The sequence below is a fragment of the Streptomyces sp. NBC_00390 genome (genome assembly GCF_036057275.1).
Lineage (GTDB): Bacteria > Actinomycetota > Actinomycetes > Streptomycetales > Streptomycetaceae > Streptomyces.
Map to the genome: position 1 here is coordinate 5,438,140 of NZ_CP107945.1, position 19,879 is coordinate 5,458,018.

At 71.3% G+C, this 19,879-nt stretch carries 16 protein-coding genes, 1 tRNA gene and 2 pseudogenes; 7 read left to right on the forward strand and 12 right to left on the reverse strand.

Translation table 11 applies throughout. The annotated features are described in order from the left end of the window. Positions 1-619: 619 nt before the first annotated feature. From OHS70_RS23935 to OHS70_RS23950, 4 genes and pseudogenes are all read right to left on the reverse strand, one after another. Positions 620-692 (reverse strand) — tRNA-His (locus OHS70_RS23935). Between the two features lie 80 nt (positions 693-772). Continuing rightward, positions 773-1,375, reverse strand: a complete 603-nt coding sequence (gene orn / locus OHS70_RS23940; protein WP_328400335.1) for an oligoribonuclease — start codon at positions 1,373-1,375, stop codon at positions 773-775. A gap of 10 nt (positions 1,376-1,385) precedes the next feature. Continuing rightward, positions 1,386-2,601 (reverse strand): annotated as a pseudogene (locus OHS70_RS23945) (helix-turn-helix domain-containing protein). A 386-nt stretch (positions 2,602-2,987) separates the two neighbouring features. Then, the gene (locus OHS70_RS23950) at positions 2,988-3,458 is read right to left on the reverse strand and encodes a hypothetical protein (protein WP_328400337.1); all 471 of its coding nucleotides are present in this window, start codon (positions 3,456-3,458) and stop codon (positions 2,988-2,990) included. 254 nt (positions 3,459-3,712) lie between these two features. Here OHS70_RS23950 and OHS70_RS23955 point away from each other — a divergent pair, with 254 nt between their 5' ends. After that, positions 3,713-4,234 (forward strand): universal stress protein, encoded by a 522-nt coding sequence (locus OHS70_RS23955; RefSeq protein WP_328400339.1) that lies wholly within the window; start codon positions 3,713-3,715, stop codon positions 4,232-4,234. Positions 4,235-4,480: 246 nt separating this feature from the next. Continuing rightward, the gene (locus OHS70_RS23960; RefSeq protein WP_328400340.1) at positions 4,481-5,050 is read left to right on the forward strand and encodes a GPR1/FUN34/YaaH family transporter; all 570 of its coding nucleotides are present in this window, start codon (positions 4,481-4,483) and stop codon (positions 5,048-5,050) included. Positions 5,051-5,319: 269 nt separating this feature from the next. Here the strand turns inward: OHS70_RS23960 and glmS are convergent, their stop codons facing one another. From glmS to OHS70_RS23975, 3 genes are all read right to left on the reverse strand, one after another. Continuing rightward, on the reverse strand, positions 5,320-7,137 hold the full coding sequence (glmS, locus tag OHS70_RS23965) for a glutamine--fructose-6-phosphate transaminase (isomerizing) (RefSeq protein ID WP_328400342.1): 1,818 nt from the start codon (positions 7,135-7,137) through the stop codon (positions 5,320-5,322). 65 nt (positions 7,138-7,202) lie between these two features. Continuing rightward, the gene (locus OHS70_RS23970; protein ID WP_328400343.1) at positions 7,203-7,481 is read right to left on the reverse strand and encodes a hypothetical protein; all 279 of its coding nucleotides are present in this window, start codon (positions 7,479-7,481) and stop codon (positions 7,203-7,205) included. A gap of 67 nt (positions 7,482-7,548) precedes the next feature. Beyond that, positions 7,549-8,445 (reverse strand): DUF4429 domain-containing protein, encoded by an 897-nt coding sequence (locus OHS70_RS23975; RefSeq protein ID WP_328400345.1) that lies wholly within the window; start codon positions 8,443-8,445, stop codon positions 7,549-7,551. A gap of 210 nt (positions 8,446-8,655) precedes the next feature. Here OHS70_RS23975 and OHS70_RS23980 point away from each other — a divergent pair, with 210 nt between their 5' ends. Continuing rightward, complete coding sequence (locus OHS70_RS23980) at positions 8,656-10,278, forward strand: beta-N-acetylhexosaminidase (RefSeq protein ID WP_328400347.1); 1,623 nt, start codon at positions 8,656-8,658, stop codon at positions 10,276-10,278. A gap of 294 nt (positions 10,279-10,572) precedes the next feature. Here the strand turns inward: OHS70_RS23980 and OHS70_RS23985 are convergent, their stop codons facing one another. Genes OHS70_RS23985 through OHS70_RS24000 form a run of 4 tightly spaced genes read right to left on the reverse strand, consistent with a single transcriptional unit; the run spans position 10,573 to position 16,291 of the window. Further along, positions 10,573-11,733 (reverse strand): acyl-CoA dehydrogenase family protein, encoded by a 1,161-nt coding sequence (locus OHS70_RS23985; RefSeq protein WP_328400349.1) that lies wholly within the window; start codon positions 11,731-11,733, stop codon positions 10,573-10,575. A 5-nt stretch (positions 11,734-11,738) separates the two neighbouring features. Continuing rightward, positions 11,739-12,680: a hydroxymethylglutaryl-CoA lyase gene (locus OHS70_RS23990; RefSeq protein ID WP_328400351.1), complete on the reverse strand. Its 942-nt coding sequence runs from the start codon at positions 12,678-12,680 to the stop codon at positions 11,739-11,741. Next, positions 12,677-14,644, reverse strand: coding sequence for an ATP-binding protein (locus tag OHS70_RS23995; RefSeq protein WP_328400353.1), 1,968 nt, complete (start codon positions 14,642-14,644; stop codon positions 12,677-12,679). The genes OHS70_RS23990 and OHS70_RS23995 overlap by 4 nt, the downstream gene beginning before the upstream one ends. A 30-nt stretch (positions 14,645-14,674) precedes the next feature. Next, positions 14,675-16,291: a carboxyl transferase domain-containing protein gene (locus tag OHS70_RS24000; protein WP_328400355.1), complete on the reverse strand. Its 1,617-nt coding sequence runs from the start codon at positions 16,289-16,291 to the stop codon at positions 14,675-14,677. A gap of 88 nt (positions 16,292-16,379) precedes the next feature. Between OHS70_RS24000 and OHS70_RS24005 the strand changes: the two genes are divergently transcribed. Next, positions 16,380-16,973: an SACE_7040 family transcriptional regulator gene (locus tag OHS70_RS24005; protein ID WP_328400357.1), complete on the forward strand. Its 594-nt coding sequence runs from the start codon at positions 16,380-16,382 to the stop codon at positions 16,971-16,973. Positions 16,974-17,075: 102 nt separating this feature from the next. On the opposite strand, the gene OHS70_RS24010 is transcribed toward OHS70_RS24005, so the two are convergent. Then, positions 17,076-17,603: a CGNR zinc finger domain-containing protein gene (locus OHS70_RS24010; RefSeq protein ID WP_328400359.1), complete on the reverse strand. Its 528-nt coding sequence runs from the start codon at positions 17,601-17,603 to the stop codon at positions 17,076-17,078. Here OHS70_RS24010 and OHS70_RS24015 point away from each other — a divergent pair. The 3 genes and pseudogenes from OHS70_RS24015 to OHS70_RS24025 form a co-directional block, all read left to right on the forward strand. Continuing rightward, positions 17,577-17,790, forward strand: a pseudogene (locus tag OHS70_RS24015) (phosphodiesterase); the annotation flags it as partial. The gene OHS70_RS24010 and the pseudogene OHS70_RS24015 sit on opposite strands and share 27 nt — an antisense overlap. A gap of 128 nt (positions 17,791-17,918) precedes the next feature. Next, positions 17,919-18,707, forward strand: a complete 789-nt coding sequence (locus OHS70_RS24020) for a phosphatase (RefSeq protein WP_328400361.1) — start codon at positions 17,919-17,921, stop codon at positions 18,705-18,707. A 472-nt stretch (positions 18,708-19,179) separates the two neighbouring features. Further along, positions 19,180-19,845: a response regulator transcription factor gene (locus OHS70_RS24025; RefSeq protein WP_328400363.1), complete on the forward strand. Its 666-nt coding sequence runs from the start codon at positions 19,180-19,182 to the stop codon at positions 19,843-19,845. Positions 19,846-19,879 lie beyond the last annotated feature (34 nt).

The window sequence follows — 19,879 nt, forward strand, 5'->3', positions numbered from 1 at the left end:
AGTGCGGGTCAAGTGCGGTGGGAGCGCTCCCATTTGGGATGTGGTTGAAGGTTGGCCGCTCCCAGAGAGGGTGTCAAGGCACCCGGCATGTCATGTTCCCGGGCCGGCTGGCAGGAGGTGCGGGGACGCCGTGTCCCGGATCGCTTCGCGCGGGATCAACGGCGTCGCGGGTCGACGACGAGCCCCCGCCGTGGGCCGGGCGGGCGTCGCCGAACGGGCCGCGTACCCGGCCGCGCGCTCGCGGAGCGCCGCTCGGACGGCTGCCGCGCGGCGGCCACCGGAGCGGCCCCCGGACGCCCGGCCGACCGTTGCGACGGCTTCACGGCCGAGGGCCGCCGCCGCGCGATGCCTGTCTCGCCGGACGCTGCGAGAACCTGGACGCGGTCTTCGCGGTCCCGGTCGTGGATCGGCGGGGCATCGGCCCGGTCCTGCGGGAGACCTCGCTCCGGCGGCCTGCCCCAAGAGGCCCGGCAGACCGGCGGCAGTCCCGGCGGGCCGGCTGCGGAGGGCGCTCCCGACGGAACGGGTGATCCGCGGGTCGTCGGCGGCGGCCGCGGGCGCCGGGCTCCCCGGCAACGTCAAGGGCCCCGGTCCGAAGACCGGGGCCCTTGACGATCAGGGTGAGTGACGGGACTCGAACCCGCGGCATCCTGGACCACAACCAGGTGCTCTACCAGCTGAGCTACACCCACCATGACCGGTCGTTTTCCCGACCGGCCGAGAAAAAGTGTACATGGTCCCGGAGGGTGCTCGCGCCACGGTTTTCTGCGGCCTACTGCGCGGGCAGTACGTGCTTGGCGGCGATGGTTCTGGCGGTTTCCGTGTCGGGGCCGGGCTGGGCCACGAAGACGGCCTCGCGGTAGTAGCGCAGCTCCGCGATGGATTCGCGGATGTCCGCCAGTGCCCGGTGGTTGCCGCTCTTCTCCGGACTGTTGAAGTACGCCCTCGGATACCAGCGCCTGGCCAGCTCCTTCACCGAGGAGACATCGACGATCCGATAGTGGAGATAGTCCTCCAGCGTCGGCATGTCGCGCAGCAGGAAGCCGCGGTCGGTGCCGACCGAGTTTCCGCACAGCGGGGCCTTGCCGGGCTCCTTGACGTGCTCGCGTACGTACGCCAGGACCTGCTCCTCGGCGGCGGCGAGCGTGGTGCCGCCCGCCAGCTCGTCGAGGAGGCCCGAGGCGGTGTGCATCTGGCGCACCACCTCGGGCATTGTCTCGAGCGCCGCGTCCGGCGGGCGGATCACGATGTCCACCCCTTCACCGAGCACGTTCAGTTCCGAGTCGGTGACCAGCGCGGCCACCTCGATGAGTGCGTCATCCGTCAACGAGAGCCCGGTCATCTCGCAGTCGATCCACACCATGCGATCGTTCATGCGTCCTACTTTATGGCGCACTCCGCTGGCCGGGCAGACTCGGACGGCCATGACCTGCCGCGTACACGTCGGAATGGGGTTTGCCCAGCTCCGTCGCCGTCGCGGCCGAGTGGCCCGTCAGCCCCGTCGCGGCCGCCGCTGCCCGTCTCGCCCCAGGGGTCGCCTGGGCCGGTACGACGGCGTCCACCACCGAGGACGGCCCCGGATCGCTCTGGGGCCTGCGAGCCCGGTACGCGGCCCGGTACGCGGCCGGGGACGAGCCCAGCTGCCGCCGGAAATGGCCGCGCAGTGCCACCGGGGAGCGGAAGCCGCACCGGCCCGCGACCTCGTCGACCGAGTAGTCGGAGGTCTCGAGCAGCCGCTGCGCCTGCAGCACCCGCTGGGTGATCAGCCACTGGAGCGGGGCCGAGCCCGTCAGTGACCGGAAGCGGCGGTCGAAGGTGCGCCGGCTCATGTACGCCCGGGCCGCCAGCGTCTCCACGTCGAACTTGCTCGTGGAGATGCTCCAGGGCCCAGGAGACGACCTCGGCCAGCGGATCCGAGCCGATTTCCTCTGGTAAAGACCTGTCGAGATAGCGCTCCTGACCGCCACTGCGCCGCGGAGGTACGACCAGCCTGCGCGCGAGCGCCCCCGCCGCCTCCGTGCCGTGGTCGGTGCGCACTATGTGGAGGCAGAGGTCGATCCCGGCCGCCGTACCGGCGGAGGTGAGCACATCGCCGTCGTCGACGAAGAGCTCACGCGGATCGACATGGACGGACGGATAACGCTTGGCGAGCGTCGGCGCGTACATCCAGTGGGTGGTGGCCGGGCGGCCGTCCAGCAGACCGGCCGCGGCGAGGACGAACGCCCCGGTGCACAGTCCGACGATCCGGGCGCCCTCTTCATGTGCCCGGCGCAGCGCGTCGAGCGCCTCGGGCGGTGGCGGCGAGGTGATCGAGCGCCAGGCCGGCACGACGACCGTGCCCGCCCTGCTGATCGCCTCGAGGCCGTACGGTGCGGTCAGTTCCAGACCGCCCGTGGTCCTCAGCGGTCCGTCCTCGCCACCGCAGACAAGCAGGCGGTAGCGGGGAACTCCGGCGTCCTGGCGGTCAATCCCGAACACCGAAAGTGGGATGGAACTCTCAAAGATAGGGCCACCGCTGAACAGCAGCACTGCGACGACTTCCCGGCGCCGGCGGCCGGAGAGTTTCCGTCCTGCCTCCGGTGCGGCGGAGTCCTGACTCATGACGCTAAGCCCCCCTCGGTGTTCGCGTCTCCCCGTTCGTTTCGGGCCTTTCGCTCCTGCACGTTTCCCCTCGGTTTTGCACGAGTCCCCAGCCTTCGATACTCATGATCGAATCTACTGCGTCCCGTGGTGCCGTCGTGACAAGTTCGGCATGCACTGGTATGTCGACATGGCAACTTGGCGCGAAGCATTCGATCACGAAGCGTTCCACTCGCGAGCCCCGCAGGGAAGTGGGTCTCCCGTGCATGGCCCGTCCCCGTAGGGTCCGAACGCCGCGATTGGCCCTTTCTTCCCTGGTGGCAAGGGGGTTGGCAGGCCATTTCCCCAAGGAACGGCTCCTGGCGCGAAGTTGGCTGAAAACATATGGGTGTGAGTGTACGAACCCGTCAGTCACCTGGTGCACGCCGGGCCCCCGGACGGGCGCCGCGGTGCCCGTCCGTGCGCGAGAGGGCTGCCGTCCGCTCCGACCGGCGCAGCAGGACCCGGCAGGCCGCGGTGACCGCGCCGAGGCCGAGCGCCACCGAGGCGGCTTCCCCGGGGGAGTTCCCGTACACGACCAGCACCAAGGGAACGAGCAGGCAGCTGAACGCTCCCCAGCGCACCACCGCGCCCGCCGAATCGGGGGAGCGTGTGGCAGTGGGCGCCGGTGCGCGGGAAGGCACCGGCGCGCATGCGTGGCGGGGGCCGGGTGCGGGGGCGTGCGCGGTGGCGGCGTACGCGCCCCGCCGCGGGCGCGGGGGCCGGCGGCGCCTGCGCCCGCGCCTGGCGGGGGAGGCGGACGCGGAGGCGCGGCGTGGGGCGGCGGCAGGGGTGGCGGGTCGTGCGGGCATGCCGGGGCCAACGAGGGGCGCGGTCATCCGGTCACTGTGCCGCGGCAGGCGGCCGGAAGACTGCTGTAGGGGCCAAGCGGCATTGCGATCCGGGACGGGCTCGGGCATGCTCCCTGGAACGCCGCGCATGGCGCGGCGGGCCCTGGGCAGGAGAGGAGTGTCGCCGTACCCTTGAGGTATGGGCTTGGGAAGATGATTCCCGGACACAGCTCCACCGCCACGCCAACCCGACGCACCTTCCTCAGACGACCTCCAAGAGGACCTTCTTCGCCGAGACACCGATGGCCGGTCACGAAATCCCCGAACCCGCCGACCGCAAGCAGGTCGCCGACCCTCTGTCGGACCTGCAAGCGGCCGAAGAGTCATGCCACTCCTGCGATCCCGCGTTCCGGCACGGAGTCGTCGTCGGCTTCGACGGATCGACCTCCAGTGAGCGGGCGCTCGCCTATGCGATCGGCATGGCGAGGCGCTCCGGTTCGGGGCTGATCATCGTCCATGTCGCCAATCGGCTGCCGACCACGGTCTGGGCGGGCTGTGAGCCGCCGGTCTTCGTGGACGTCCCCGATCACCGTACCGAGGTGCTCGGGCTGGAGCTGGCCTGCGCGGACTATCTCACCGAGGTGCCGTGGATTCTGGTGGAGCGCGGCGGCGACATCTGCCATGAGCTCGAAGAGGTCGGCCGCGAGTACTCCGCCGACGCGATCGTGGTCGGTTCCACGCACGGCATCGTCGGGCGGATCTTCGGCTCGGTCGCCGGAAGGCTCGCACGGCGCGCGCAGCGCCCGGTCGTAGTGATCCCGTAGTCGTCCGGCAGGCTGCCCAGCCGTATCCTCTGGCTTTCCTTCAGGTCACGGCCATGCCCCCTGGCCGCCTCCCCTGCCCCGCCAACCCCTTCCGCCTCATTGGTTCGTGAGGATGAGGCGGCGTCAACTCTCCCTGTACGTACGGAAATCTACCCATCGGTACGAAGTGGATTGTGCGCTTGTGAAGGGTAGATAAGGGTGGCTGGGACGCAGCACAACTGCACAGGACAGGGAAGGGAGCCCGCCGTGGACAAGGATGTCTCTGCGGGAAGCGCTGGTACTTCGACTCTCGGCAACCTCGCACTCGGACTGACGCTGCTGGCCTTCGGCGTCGGCAGCACCGGAGTGATCGACAACGTCACGGCGGGCGACGCAGCCGCCCTCGCGACGTGGGTCGGCGGGGTCGCCCTCTTCATCGTCGGTCTGCTCGAGTTCCGGGCGGGCGACAGCGGCAGCGGCACGGCCTTCGCCGGACTCGGCGCCTTCTGGTTCACCTGGGGCACGAGCGCCGGCAGCGAGGTCTCGGCCGAGGCGGCAGGGCTGTTCATGCTGCTGTGGGCCTTGCTCGCGCTGACCCTGACGGCCGCGTCCGCGGGGAGCGGTGTGCTGGGGCAGGGCGTGTACGGGCTCCTGACCCTGTCGTTGCTGCTCGGCGGTATAGCGGCCTTCGCGGAGAACGACGGGCTCGCCAAGGCGGGCGGCTGGGTCGGCGCGGTGGCAGGCCTCGTGGCCTGGTACGGCGCGACGGCGGCGCTCGCCAAGTGGCCGACCTTCACCGGTCGTGCTGCCGGCCGGGGAGTGACGGCCACCGGCTGAGGCCGCGCCACCCGGGCTCGGGTGAGGTCTCGAGGCAGCCTCTGAGGCCGGCGAATCGGGTGTCGCCGGCCGGAACAAGGAACGCCCCCTGTGTGCTCGGTGGCATGCACAGGGGGCTGTTCTTTGCGGCTGAGCCTTCGCGGAGCCACTCCGCCGGCCCCGGGCCGGGGACCCCCATGAGGTACCCCCACGCTCTCGTGGAGGTCGCCGTCCGCCGTGGGGGCTGCTCGGTGATCTCTGCCGTGATCATCGGTGGAACACCGGTGGAACTACTCCACCGTGACCGACTTCGCGAGGTTCCTGGGCTTGTCGATGTCCCGGCCCAGCGCCAACGCCGTGTGGTAGGCGAGGAGTTGCAGCGGGATGCCCATCAGGATCGGGTCCAGCTCGTCCTCGTTCTTCGGCACCACGATGGTGTGGTCGGCCTTCTCCTGCTCGCGGTGCGCGACCGCGAGGATCCGGCCGCTGCGGGCCTTGATCTCCTCCAGGGCGGCGCGGTTCTTCTCCAGCAGGTCGTCGTCGGGGACGATCGCGACCGTCGGCAGCGCGGGCTCGATGAGCGCGAGCGGGCCGTGCTTGAGCTCGGAGGCGGGGTAGGCCTCGGCGTGGATGTAGGAGATCTCCTTGAGCTTCAGGGAGGCCTCCAGAGCCACCGGGTAGCCGCGCACCCGGCCGATGAACATCATCGACTTGGCGTCCGCGTACTGCTCGGCCAGCTTCTTGATCTCGTCCTCGGTCTCCAGGATCTCGCTGATCTGTGCGGGCAGCTTGCGCAGACCCTCGATGATCCGCCTGCCGTCCGACACCGACAGGTCGCGGATGCGGCCCAGGTGCAGGGCGAGCAGCGCGAAGGCGACGACCGTGTTGGTGAAGCACTTGGTGGACACGACGCAGACCTCGGGGCCGGCGTGCACATAGGTGCCGCCGTCGGCCTCGCGGGCGATCGCCGAGCCGACGACGTTCACGACGCCGAGGACGCGGGCGCCCTTGCGCTTGAGCTCCTGGACGGCGGCCAGCACGTCGTACGTCTCACCGGACTGGGAGACGGCCACGTAGAGGGTGTCCGGGTCCACGACCGGGTTGCGGTAGCGGAACTCGGAGGCCGGTTCGGCGTCCGCGGGGATCCGGGCCAGCGACTCGATCAGACCCGCGCCGATGAGACCCGCGTGGTACGAGGTGCCGCAACCAAGGATCTTGACCCGGCGGATGCCACGGGCCTCCCGGGCGTCCAGGTTCAGTCCGCCCAGGTGCACCGTGTTGAACCGGTCGTCGATACGGCCGCGCAGCACCCGGTCGACCGCGTCGGGCTGCTCGCAGATCTCCTTGTGCATGTACGTGTCGTGGCCGGCCATGTCGTACGACTCGGCCTCCCACTCCACGGTGGTCGGCGTCGCCGTCGTACGGGAGCCCTCGGTGGTGTACGTGCGGAAGTCGTCGGCCTTGAGGGTGGCCATCTCGCCGTCGTCGAGGGTGACGACCTGGCGGGTGTGGGCGACGAGGGCGGCGACGTCCGAGGCGACGAACATCTCCTTCTCGCCGATGCCGAGGACGACCGGCGAGCCGTTGCGGGCGACGACGATGCGGTCGGGGAAGTCGGCGTGCATGACGGCGATGCCGTACGTGCCCTCGATCGCACGGAGGGCCTCGCGGACCTTCTCCTCCAGGCTCTCGGCCTGGGAGCGGGCCACGAGGTGGGTGATCACCTCGGTGTCGGTCTCGGAGGCGAAGACGATCCCGTCGGCCACCAGCTTGGCGCGCAGCTCGGAAGCGTTGTCGATGATGCCGTTGTGGACGACGGCGACCAGGTTGTCGGGAGACAGGTGGGGGTGGGCGTTCTCGTCGCTCGGGGCGCCGTGGGTCGCCCAGCGGGTGTGGGCGATGCCGGTGGTCCCGGCGAAGCGCTTGGGGACGCGGGCCTCGAGGTCGCGGACGCGGCCCTTGGCCTTGACCATCTTCAGCGCGGCGGACTTGGGGCTGTTGATCACCACGCCCGCCGAGTCGTATCCCCGGTACTCCAGCCGCTGCAGGCCTTCCAGCAGCAGCGGAGCCACATCACGCTTGCCGATGTATCCGACAATTCCGCACATAAAGTCTTGCCCCTCCGTAGATCAGGTGTGTACTCGCTGTCCGTGACAGCTCGGCCGCAATCCGGTCAGCCGTAGATCATGCGGCGCAGCTGGCGGAGCGAGAGCTCCGGCGGCGCCACGGCGCGGTGCGGCAGCTCTGCCGCGATGCGCTCGAAGATCACGGTGTTCGGATGGCCGCCGGACTGCAGCTCGCGATGGCGCCGCCGGACGAATTCCTCGGTCGTCTCGTCGAAGTACGCCAGCACGTCGAGCACCACCCGGGCCGCCTCACCGCGCCGCAGCGCGGTGCTGCGCACCAGATGGTCGACGAGGTCGTCGTGTGACGACGGACGGTGTTCGAGCACTCGTAGATATTGCGGGGCGAGTCCTTGGCTTTGCAAGAATCCTGCCCGAATCCGGGCAGGAGACTGGTCACATTCGTTTCAGGACGGCTGCTTTGGCGGTGCTGAACTCGTCGTCCGTCAGTATTCCGGCCTGATGCAGCTCGCCCAGCTCGCGCAGCCGGCGCAGCAGCGCGTCATGATCGTCACCGCCCGGAGGAAGGGCAGCCGCGGGTGCGGGCACGGGCGCGGATGCGGCGCCGGTCACGGCGGCGCTGTCACCGGCGGCGTACGGATGCGGCAAGCGGGCCACCACCGCCGCCGCCACCAGCGCCATCAGCGGGTCCTTGCGGAAGCCCCACAGCTCCACCGCGTGCGGATCGTACTTCGGCGGAATGCGTCCCGCGCCCTTGGACAGCACGAAGCGGACATAGCCGTTCTCCAGCCCCGCCGCGGGCAGCCACTCCACCGCCTGCACATCCGCCGGCGCCAGCGTGCGCGAGCCGCCCGACGCCTTGGACTCGTCCGTCTTCCAGTTCCACTCCAGGCGGATGCGGTCCCCGTCGAAGGTGGCCGTGCCGTCGCCGGCGCCCACGGTGATCGGCAGAGCGGGGCCCGGCAGCAGATACGCGTCCAGCGGACCTGTCTCCACCTGCTCCAGCAGCAGCGCGTGGCGCACCTCGTCCACGAAGTACTCGGCGACCCCGGAGCGGTCGCTCTCCACGCTCAGCCGGTACGGGTCGGAGCCGTCGTCCAGTCGGCCCCCGGTGATCTGCAGCAGAGGGTCCGCGCCGTCGCGCAGCCGCAGCCGCAGCCGCCCCGCCTTCTTGCCGGGTTCGAACGATATGCCGCCCAACGCCCGCAGTGGCACGGCGACTTCGCCGAGGGACTGGCGCAGCAGGCCCACGCTCCTGTCGCTGCCGGGCACGATGCGCACCGTGTCACCGTCGAACGTCCAGGTCCCGTCCTTCTGGATGATTTCCGCCATGGAGGGATTCTCGCAGCGGCCGGCGGGGGTAGGGCCAAGCGGGGGCAGTTCCGTCCGGTGGTCCGGGGAGGTGCCCCCCGGGTGGGCACACGTCATCGCATGAACGAGTAAGTGGTCTACACCTTGACCGCAGTTGAGGTGCACGGTACGCATGGTGACCGATCGGTTGCTCTGCACCACAGTTGTGCCCCCGTCGAAGGGACCCCAGCCGTGAGTCAGCCCAGACCGTTTTCCCGACTGCTCGGATCGCTGCTGCTCGCCGCGGCCGCCACGCTCTCGTGCGCGGTGGCCGCCGATGCCGACGACGCCGCCGAACCCGCGGCCGCCCGGGCCCACCCGGTCCGGCCGCTCGGCCAGATCGTCCCGGCGCCCGCCTCCGTACTCCCCGGCGGCCCGCCCTACACCCTCACCCCGCAGACCACCATCCAGGTCGACGCCTCACCGGGGGTGCGCGCCGTCGGGGAGTACCTGGCCGGCGTGCTGCGGCCCTCCACCGGCTACGCCCTGCCCGTCACCGAGGCCCGGGGCCCGGGCGGCATCCGGCTGCGGCTGCGCTCCGCCGAGCGGGAGCTCGGCGACGAGGGCTACCGGCTGCAGTCCTCGCGGGACGCCCTCACCCTGACCGCGCGAGGGCCCGCCGGGCTCTTCCGCGCCATACAGACACTGCGCCAGCAGCTGCCCGCGGCCGTCGAGATGGACACCCGGCAGCCCGGGCCGTGGCAGGTCGCGGGGGGCACGATCACGGACACCCCGCGCTACGGCCACCGCGGCGCGATGCTGGACGTCTCCCGGCACTTCTTCACCGTCGACCAGGTCAAGCGCTACGTCGACCAGCTTGCCCTGTACAAGATCAACAAGCTGCATCTCCATCTCTCCGACGACCAGGGGTGGCGGATCGCCGTCGACTCCTGGCCGCTCCTGGCCACCTACGGCGGCTCGACCCAGGTCGGCGGTGGTCCGGGCGGCTACTACACCAAGGCCCAGTACAAGGAGATCCTGCGGTACGCCGCCGCCCGCCACATGGAGGTCGTGCCCGAGATCGACATGCCGGGACACACCAATGCCGCGCTGGCCTCGTACGCCGAGCTGAACTGCTCAGGCATCGCGCCGCCCCTGTACACGGGCACCTCCGTCGGCTTCAGCTCGCTGTGCGTGCCCAAGGCGATCACGTACGACTTCATCGACGACGTGATCCGGGAGGTGGCAGCGCTCACCCCCGGGAAGTACCTCCACATCGGCGGCGACGAGGCGCACTCCACCAGTCATGAGGACTACGTCGCCTTCATGGACAGGGCACAGGCCACCGTCGCCAGGTACGGCAAGACGGTGATCGGCTGGCACCAGCTGACCGGCGCGACCCCGGCCGAGGGCGCACTTGCCCAGTACTGGGGGCTCGACGGCACCAGCCCGGCGGAGAAGGCACAGGTCGCGAGGGCCGCGCAGAACGGCACCCGGCTGATCCTGTCGCCCGCCGACCGGGTCTATCTCGACATGAAGTACACCAAGGACACCCCGCTGGGCCTGGCCTGGGCCGGCTATGTCGAGGTGCAGCGGTCCTACGACTGGGACCCGGCGGCCTATCTGCCGGGCGCGCCCGCGTCGGCGATCGCGGGCGTGGAGGCGCCGCTGTGGTCGGAGACCATCTCGTCCAGCGACCACATCGAGTACATGGCCTTCCCGAGGCTGCCCGGGGTCGCGGAGCTCGGTTGGTCACCCGCGTCGACGCACGACTGGGAGAAGTACAAGGTGCGTCTCGCGGCGCAGGGGCCGCGGATGGAGGCGCTGGGGATCGACTACTACCGCTCGCCGCAGGTGTCCTGGCCCGCCGGGTAGCCCGGGGTCCGGGGTTCTGCGGCCTTTCGGCCGCGGGACCCCGGGAGGGCCGCCCGCCGGTCCGGGCGGGCGGCCCGTGCCGAAAAGGAACCCAGGGATCCCGCCCCGGGCATCGATCCCCGTCCGCTGCTACCGCCGGGCGTTGCCCCGGGCAGGCAGGGGCCGGCGAACCGCGCGATCGGTTCGCAGGGGGCTGCGTCAGGGCACTGCGGCGCTGCGCACTTCGGGACACGCGACTGCGCGCGGCCCCGTCAGGAAGCCGCGCGCAGTAGTGGGGTGCAGTAGGGGTACGGCTCAGCCGGTGAGCCCCAACTCCCGTGCGATCAGCATCCTCTGGACCTCGCTCGTACCCTCGCCGATCTCCAGGATCTTGGAGTCCCGCCACATCCGGGCCACCGGGTACTCGTTCATGAAGCCGTAGCCGCCGTGGATCTGGGTCGCCTCACGGGCGTTGTCCACCGCGACCGTGGACGAGTGCAGCTTGGCGAGCGCCGCCTCCTTCTTGAACGGCTCGCCGGCCACCAGCCGGGAGGCCGCGTCCCGCCAGGCGAGTCGGGCGGTGTACGCGTTCATCTCCATGTCGGCGATCTTGAACTGGATGGCCTGGTTGTCACCGATCGGGCGGCCGAAGGCGTGACGTTCCTTCGCGTACTTGACCGACTCGTCCACGCAGCCCTGCGCGAGGCCCGTGGCGAGCGCGGCGATCGCGATCCTGCCCTCGTCCAGGATCCGCAGGAACTGCGCGTATCCGCGGCCCTCTTCGCCCACCAGGTTGCTCACCGGCACCCGGACGTCGGAGAAGGACAGCTCACGGGTGTCCGAGGCGTTCCACCCCACCTTGGAGTAGGGGGCGGCCACGGTGAAGCCCGGCGTGCCGGACGGGACGATGATCGAGGAGATCAGCGGCTTGCCCTCGGGGGTGCGGCCGGTGACGGCGGTGACCGTGACCAGGCCGGTGATGTCCGTACCGGAGTTGGTGATGAAGGACTTCGAGCCGTTGATGACCCACTCGTCGCCGTCGCGGACGGCCGTGGTGCGGGTGCCGCCGGCGTCCGAGCCGCAGTCCGGCTCGGTCAGCCCGAACGCGCCCAGCATCTCGCCCGAGCACAGCCGCGGCAGCCACTCCTGCTTCTGCTCCTCGGTGCCGAAGAGGTGGATCGGCATCGCGCCGAGGGAGACACCCGCCTCCAGCGTGATGGCGACGGACGAGTCGACGCGGGCCAGCTCCTCGAGGGCGATGCCGAGGGCGAGGTAGTCGCCGCCCATGCCGCCGTACTCCTCGGGGAAGGGCAGCCCGAACAGGCCCATCCGGCCCATCTCGCGGACGATCTCGTACGGGAACTCGTGGCGCTCGTAGAAGTCGCCGATCTTCGGGGCGACCACTTCCTGTGCGAACTCCTCGACCGTACGGCGGAGTTCCTCGTGTTCGGCGGAGAGCCGGTGGTCAAGGGACATGGGGGTCACTCCTTGTGGGAGAGGGCACGGACGGTACGGGAGGGGCTGGGACGGCCCAGCCGGTCGGCCATCCACGCGCTCGTGGCGGTGAGCCGGCCGAGGTCGACCCCGGTTTCGATGCCGAGGCCGTGAAGCATCCACACGAGGTCTTCGGTGGCGAGGTTTCCGGTCGCGCTCTTCGCGTACGGGCAGCCGCCGAGGCCGCCCGCGGATGCGTCGACGACGCTCACGCCGTGCCGCAGCGCGGCGAGTGTGTTCGAGAGCGCCTGACCGTAGGTGTCGTGGAAGTGCACGGCGATCGTGCCCGTCGGCACGCCCGCCTCGTTCAGCGCGGTGAGCAGGGCCGAGACATGGCCGGGGGTGGCGACACCGATCGTGTCGCCGAGGCTCAGCTCGTCGCAGCCCATGTCCACCAGCCGTCTGGAGACCCGGACGACCTGCTCGATCGGGACGGCGCCCTCCCAGGGGTCGCCGAAGCACATGCTCAGATAGCCGCGCACCTTCAGGCCCTGCTCGACCGCTCTTATGACGACCGGCTCGAACATGGCGAGCGCCTCGTCGACCGTGCGGTTGAGATTGGCCTTGGCGAACGACTCGGTGGCGCTGGCGAACACGGCGACCTCGCGCGCGCCCAGCGCCAGGGCGCGGTCCAGGCCGCGTTCGTTCGGCACCAGCACGGGAAGGCGGACCCCGAGGCCACGCACGAGCGGGAACAGCTGCTCGGCGTCGGCCAGTTGGGGCACCCACTTGGGGTGCACGAAGCTGGTCGCCTCGATGGTGGTCAGTCCGGCGTCGGCGAGGCGGCGGACGAACTCGGCCTTCACCTCGACCGGCACGACCGACTTCTCGTTCTGCAGGCCGTCGCGGGCGCCCACCTCGTGGATACGGACGCGCTGCGGCAGGCCGGGCTCCCGCACGGCCATCGGCAGTCCTTCGATGCCGGTCATTCCTGCCCCTCCTGCTCCGGCTCGTCCGGGGTGACCACGGCGAGCACCTGGTCCATGGCGACCGTGGTCCCGGCGGTCACATCGAGCTCGGTCACGGTCCCTGCGTGCGGGGCGGAGATGACGTGCTCCATCTTCATCGCCTCCACGACCAGCAGACTCTGGCCGGCGGCCACCACGTCCCCGACTGCCACCTTGACGACGGTGACCGTCCCCGGCATGGGTGCCGCCAGCGTGTCGACGCCTGAGCGCGCGGCGCCGCTGAGGGCGGCCTCGACCGGGTCGAAGTCCATGACGTGCCAGCTGTCGCCGTCCCGGCCGAGCCAGTGACCGGCCCGGTGGAACGTGTGGGTGACCCCGTGCAGTTCGACGGAGACACGGTCGTCCGTGACGAGGGCGGCGCCCGGCCGGGCCGTGTGCGTCACGGGTTCGAGTCCCGGAACGCGCAGCGGGAAGGCGAGCGGGGCAGCCTCGCCGCCCATCCGCCAGCCGTTCGGCACCGAGAAGGGGTCCGTCCAGCCGCCGGCCGTTACCGGCTCGAGGTCCGCCTGCCGGACCGCCGCCGCCGCTTCGTACACCTCGTCCGGGACCCCGGCCGGGACCAGGGCGTCCGCCTCGCGCTCGACCAGGCCGGTGTCCAGCTCGCCCGCCATGACCGCCGGATGGTCCAGCAGCCGGCGCAGGAAGCCCGCGTTCGTCGGGACGCCGAGCGTGACGGTGTCCGACAGGGCCGCGCGCAGCCGGCGCAGGGCGGTCGCGCGATCGGGGCCGTACGCGATGACCTTCGACAGCATCGGGTCGTACAGACTGCCGACCTCCGAGCCCTCGGTCAGGCCCGAGTCGGAGCGCACGCCATCGCCCTGCGGCTCGTGGAGCCGCACGACGGTGCCGCCGGAGGGCAGGAAACCGCGGGAAGGGTCTTCCGCGCAGATACGGGCCTCGATCGCGTGACCCGTGATCGCGATGTCGTCCTGGGTGAAGGCCAGTTGCTCACCGGCCGCGACGCGCAGCTGCCACTCCACCAGGTCCAGGCCGGCCCCCGCGATCGACACGGCGAGCTCGGTGACCGGGTGCTCCACCTGCAGGCGGGTGTTCATCTCCATGAAGTAGTACTGGGACGGGTCCTTGCCGGGGACGATGAACTCCACCGTGCCCGCGCCGCGGTAGCCGCAGGAGCGGGCCGCCTGGACGGCCGCCTCACCCATCGCGGCGCGCGTCGCGTCGTCCAGCAGGACGCTCGGCGCCTCCTCGATGATCTTCTGGTGGCGGCGCTGGAGGGAGCACTCGCGTTCGCCGAGGTGGACCACATTGCCGTGGCCGTCGGCCAGCACCTGGATCTCGATGTGGCGGGGGCGGTCGATCCAGCGCTCCACGAGGAGCGTGTCGTCGCCGAAGGACGCCCGTGCCTCGCGCCGGGCGGCCGCGATCTCGTCCAGGAGTGCCGACTCCACGCGCGTGAGCCGCATGCCCTTGCCGCCGCCGCCCGCGGAGGGCTTGAGCAGCACCGGCATACCGATCTCCCGGGCCGCCGCGGCCAGTTCGTCGTCGGTCAGTCCGCTGCCGGAGGAGCCGGGGACGACCGGGACGCCGGCCGCCTTCACCGTCTCCTTGGCGCGGATCTTGTCGCCCATCAGCGAGATGGCGGAGGCGGGCGGGCCGATGAAGACCAGCCCGGCCTCGGCACACGCCTGGGCGAAGCCCGCGTTCTCGGCGAGGAAGCCGTAACCGGGGTGGACGGCCTGCGCGCCGGTGCGCACCGCCGCGTCCAGCAGCCGCTCGACGGACAGATAGCTCTCGGCGGCCGGGGCGGGGCCGATGCGGACGGCGGTGTCCGCCTCGCGGACATGGCGCGCACCGGCGTCCGCGTCGCTGAACACGGCGACGGAGCGGACGCCCAGCGTCCGCAGGGTGCGGATGACCCGTACGGCGATCTCGCCACGGTTGGCGACCAGAACGGTGTCGAACATCGGCTGTCCTTTGAATGTCACAGCAGTCCCTTACATCCGGAAGACGCCGAAGCCGCGGTCGTTCAGCGGGGCGTTGGCACAAGCGGTCAGAGCCAGGCCCAGCACCTGCCGGGTCTCCAGCGGGTCGATGACGCCGTCGTCCCACAGCCGCGCGGTCGCGTAGTAGGCGTTGCCCTGGGTGTCGTACTGGGCGCGGATGGGGTCCTTGAAGGCTTCTTCCGCCTCGGCGGGCCACTGCTCACCGCGGCCCTCCAGCTGGTCGCGCTTGACGGTGGCCAGCACGGATGCGGCCTGCTCGCCGCCCATCACCGAGATCTTGGCGTTCGGCCACATCCACAGGAACCGGGGGCTGTAGGCGCGGCCGCACATCGAGTAGTTCCCCGCGCCGTACGAACCGCCGACGACGACGGTGAGTTTCGGCACGCGGGTGCAGGCGACCGCGGTGACCATCTTGGCGCCGTGCTTGGCGATGCCGCCCGCCTCGTAGTCCTTGCCGACCATGAAGCCGGAGATGTTCTGCAGGAAGAGGAGGGGGATGCCGCGCTGGTCGCACAGCTCGATGAAGTGCGCGCCCTTCTGGGCGGATTCGGAGAACAGGATGCCGTTGTTGGCGACGATGCCGACGGGGTGGCCGTGGATCCGGGCGAAGCCGGTGATCAGGGTCTGCCCGAACTCCGCCTTGAACTCGGCGAACCGGGAGCCGTCGGTGATCCGGGCGATCACCTCGCGCACGTCATAGGGCGTGCGGGAGTCCACCGGCACCGCTCCGTACAGCCCGGCCGGGTCGACCTTGGGTTCCTCGGCGGGCTCGACGGACCAGGGGAGGGGCCCGCGCTCGGGCAGGGTGGCGACGATGTTCCTGACGATCCTCAGCGCATGGGCGTCGTCCTCGGCGAGGTGGTCCGTGACACCGGAGACCCGGGAGTGGACCTCGCCGCCGCCGAGCTCCTCGGCGGTGACGACCTCGCCGGTCGCTGCCTTCACCAGGGGCGGGCCGCCGAGGAAGATCGTGCCCTGGTTGCGAACGATCACCGCCTCGTCGCTCATCGCCGGGACATACGCGCCGCCGGCGGTGCAGGAGCCGAGGACCGCGGCGATCTGAGGGATACCGGCGCCGGACATCCGGGCCTGGTTGTAGAAGATCCGGCCGAAGTGCTCGCGGTCCGGGAAGACCTCGTCCTGCATGGGCAGAAAGGCGCCGCCGGAGTCGACGAGGTAGACGCACGGCAGGCGGTTCTCCAGCGCCACCTCCTGGGCCCGCAGATGCTTCTTGACCGTCATCGGGTAGTACGTGCCGCCCTTGACGGTGGCGTCGTTCGCGACGACGACGACCTCGCGGCCGCTGACCCGGCCGATACCGGCGATCACACCGGCGGCCGGGGCCTGCCCCTCGTACATCCCCTCGGCGGCGAGGGGGGCGAGCTCCAGGAACGGCGAGCCAGGGTCGAGGAGGGTGTCCACCCGGTCGCGCGGCAGAAGCTTCCCGCGTGCGGTGTGCCGGGCGCGAGCCTTCTCGCCACCGCCGAGGCGCGCCGCCGCAAGACGGGATCGCAGGCCGTCGGCCAGCTCCTGATGAGCCGCCTCGTTGGCCTGCCAGGCCTGGGACGCCGGGTCTGCGGCGCTCGCCAGCACTGGTGCCTGCTGCATCGCTCGAGCTCCCTTGCTCGGTTAATGAGCGTTAACGTGTTTCCCCTAGGTTAACGACCGCTAACCGCCCTGTCTAGAATGAATCCTCATGAGCACCAGGACCTCGGCCCCGACGCGCCGCGAGCAGATCCTCAAGGAGGCCGCGCGCCTCTTCGCCGAGCGCGGATTCCATGGGGTGGGCGTCGACGAGATAGGGGCGGCCGTCGGGATCAGCGGCCCGGGGCTGTACCGCCATTTCGCGGGCAAGGACGCGATGCTGGCGGAGCTGCTGGTCGGCATCAGTGAGCGGCTCCTGAGCGGCGGCCGGCTGCGGGTGGCGGAGGCGGCGACGGGCCCGGAAGCGGTGCTGGCGTCCCTCATCGACGGCCACATCGACTTCGCGCTCGACGACCGCCCGCTGATCACTCTGCACGACCGCGAGCTGGACCGCCTGCGGGACAGCGACCGCAAGCTGGTGCGTCAGCTGCAGCGGCAGTACGTGGAGCTGTGGGTCACGGTGGTGCGCGACCTGCACCCGCAGGTCCCCGAATCGGAGGCCCGTGCGGCGGTCCACGCGGTGTTCGGCCTGCTGAACTCGACACCGCACCTGGGCTCGACGGGGGACGGCCTCTCCGGTCGGGCGGCGGCGGAGGCGCTGCTGCGCCGCCTGGCGCACGGGGCGTTCGCGGCCCTGGCGCGCTGACGCCTCACGGTTCGACGGGCCGGCTGCGTCGACCGCCCCGTACGGGGCGGGTGGCCGCCGCCGGCTCGCTCCTGCCGGCGCCCGCCGCGCTCACCCCGGCGGTCAGGACCCGGGACCGCCGTCGGTCACGGTGTGCCGGCTCCGGTAGTGGCGCGCCGCCCGGGCGCGGTTTCCGCAGGACGGATTGCACCACTCCTGCCGTCCGTGGCCCTTGACGAAATAGCGCACGCACCGCGGTGCCGTACAGGCCCGCAGCTGCTCCCGGTCGGGTCCGGTCAGGAACTCGATGGCGGCACGGGCCAGCGCGGCCGCGAGCCGCACGGCCGGATCGCCCTCGCCCGGCCGCAGCCGGACCGTGGGCGCCTCTCCGGGCGGCCGGTCCAGCTGCGGCGCGACGGACTCCGGTGCGGGAGCCGCATTGAGGTGGGCCAGAGCCTCCTCCATCGGCATCAGGGCGCGTGCATCCGCAGGACTGGCCGGGGCAGGGCTCACCGCGCGTGCGAACAATGCCCGGACCGCCCGCCGCACACCGGTGACCCGCCGCCGGAGTTCCTCGTCGGCCTCGAAGCCGGCCGGGACGACGCCGTCGAAGGGGGTGTGCGTCGAGTCGTCGCGGTTCTCACCGGCCACGCCCACACGGCGGCGGCCTCCACCTTCGCCGGACGCCCGCTGATCGTCGGACCGGCCGTCACCTGGACCCTGCGCATGCCCTGGGAGGGCGACGCCCCCGCCGACCTCGACCAGCCGCCCGGACTCGCCTTCCACGTCCTCCGGCGACGACCGGCGCCTGACCACCCACTACCGCGTCGTGCTCTGACCGGCCACCCCGCCCCGGGCCGCGACATGGCCGCCGAAGGTGCGGCGACCGGTAGCCTGGCGGGCGCGACACGTCCCACCGTTCGGGATGATGCGTACTGTGCGCGCACCTGACGGCACAATGGGCTCATGCCGATACCCAGCCGTGCCGCCCTCGTCGAACATCTCGTCCGCACCCGTATTGCCGGTGATGTCGCCACACCCCGCGACAACAACCTCTCCCACTACCGCAAGCTCGCCAACGGCGACCGTCACTACTGGCTCGGGCTGGAGCTCGGCGACCGGTGGAGCGACGAACAGGACGTGCTGGCCGTGATGGCCGAGCGGTGCGGGGTCAGCGACGACCCCGGGCACCGGCATGGTCAGGACACCATCGACCCCGAGCTGACCGTCGACGCCCTGGAGCGGATGGCGGCCCGGCTGCGCAAGGCCGCCGCCGGGCAGGAGCGCGTGCTGTTCGCGACCGGGCACCCCGGCGGGCTGCTGGACGTGCACCGCGAGACCGCCGCCGCGCTGCGGGCCGCCGGGTGCGAGATCGTACGGATCCCGAGCGGTCTGATGGCGGACGAAGGCATGGTGTTCCAGTTCGCGGACGTCGCCGTGCTGGAGCGCGGCGCGACCCTGTGGCACACCCACTCGCCCGCACCGATGGCCGCGATCCTGGACGGACTGGAGCGTGAGGGCAGACCGCAGCCCGATCTTGTCGTCGCCGACCACGGCTGGGCGGGCTGCGCCGGCCAGCGCGGTCTGGACGCCGTCGGGTACGCGGACAGCAACGACCCCGCCCTGTTCATCGGCGAGGCGGAGGGCACCCTCCAGGTGACGGTCCCGCTCGACGACCACGTCACGGACCCGCGCTTCTACGACCCCATGACCGCCTACCTGCTGGACGCGGCGGGACTCAGCTCCTCCGAGTGACCCATGGGGGACGTCACTCGGAAGGGCTCAGCCCCGCCGGGTGACCGGCGGGGGCGTTCGACGGCGACCCCGCCGCGCGGCATCACCGCGCGCGGTGATGCGGCCCGGGCCGCCACTCGCGCCGGCTGCCGCGCACCACGCGGTACGTGCCCCCCAGCAGCACCGCGAACAGCGCCGCCGGCGATCCACAGTGCGCGCTCACCTTCCGGGGCCTTCGCCCCGGGCGGCGGTCCCGGCCGCGTCGTACGACAACCCGCCGTACAACGGTTCCTCCTCGGCCGTCCGCTCTGCGCTCACCGGACCGTTCCCCTTCGGCGGCCGGCTCGGCGGCCGGACGGCGTTTCCGGGTGTGCGTGGTCCCGGGGGGTTGGTCGAAGCCCCCGGGGGATCCCCGTGGCGCTTGTGGCGTTCTAGGATCTGCAACCAGGCTCGCAGCCGTCGACGCCACATCGCTCAGACCACAGGACGACCTTTGCACTACGACTTGAGGCCCGATCGCGTCCTGGTCGTCGACGACGAGGAACTCGTACGCACCGCACTGCAGCAGGTCCTGGACCTCGACGACCAGGTCACCGTCGTGGGCACTTGCGACGGGCCCGACGCCCTCGACACGGTCCGCGCCCTGGCACCCGACCTGGTCCTGCTGGACATCGACATGCCGTCCGCCCACGGTCTCGACGTGCTGCGCACGCTCAAGGCCCTGCCCACCCCGCCCGCCGTCGCGATGCTCACCGCCCTCGACACCGCGGACCACCTCGACCGGGCCCTGCGGGGCGGTGCGTCCGGCTTTCTGCTCAAGACGATGGAGCCCCGTCTGTTCGCCGTCGCCGTGCGGCTGCTCGTCGCGGGCGGCGTGATGTGCACGCCGCCCGGCAGCGCGGCCGTGCTCGCCGGATACGCGGCGAAGGCCTTGCTGCCGGACCCGCCCGTCATCCCCGGCCACCTGGACACGCTCACCGAGCGGGAGCGGGAAGTGCTGGCGCTGATCGCGGCAGGGCTGTCGAACGCCGACATCGCGGCGCATCTCGGCATGGGCGTGACGACGGTCAAGACGCACATCGGCGCGCTGAAACGGAAGCTCGCCGTCGACAGCCGCGTCGGACTCGCCTCCGTGGTCCACCGGTCGGCCGCGCCATGAGGCCGGGCTCCTGCCGGACGTGGGCCGTCGAGGG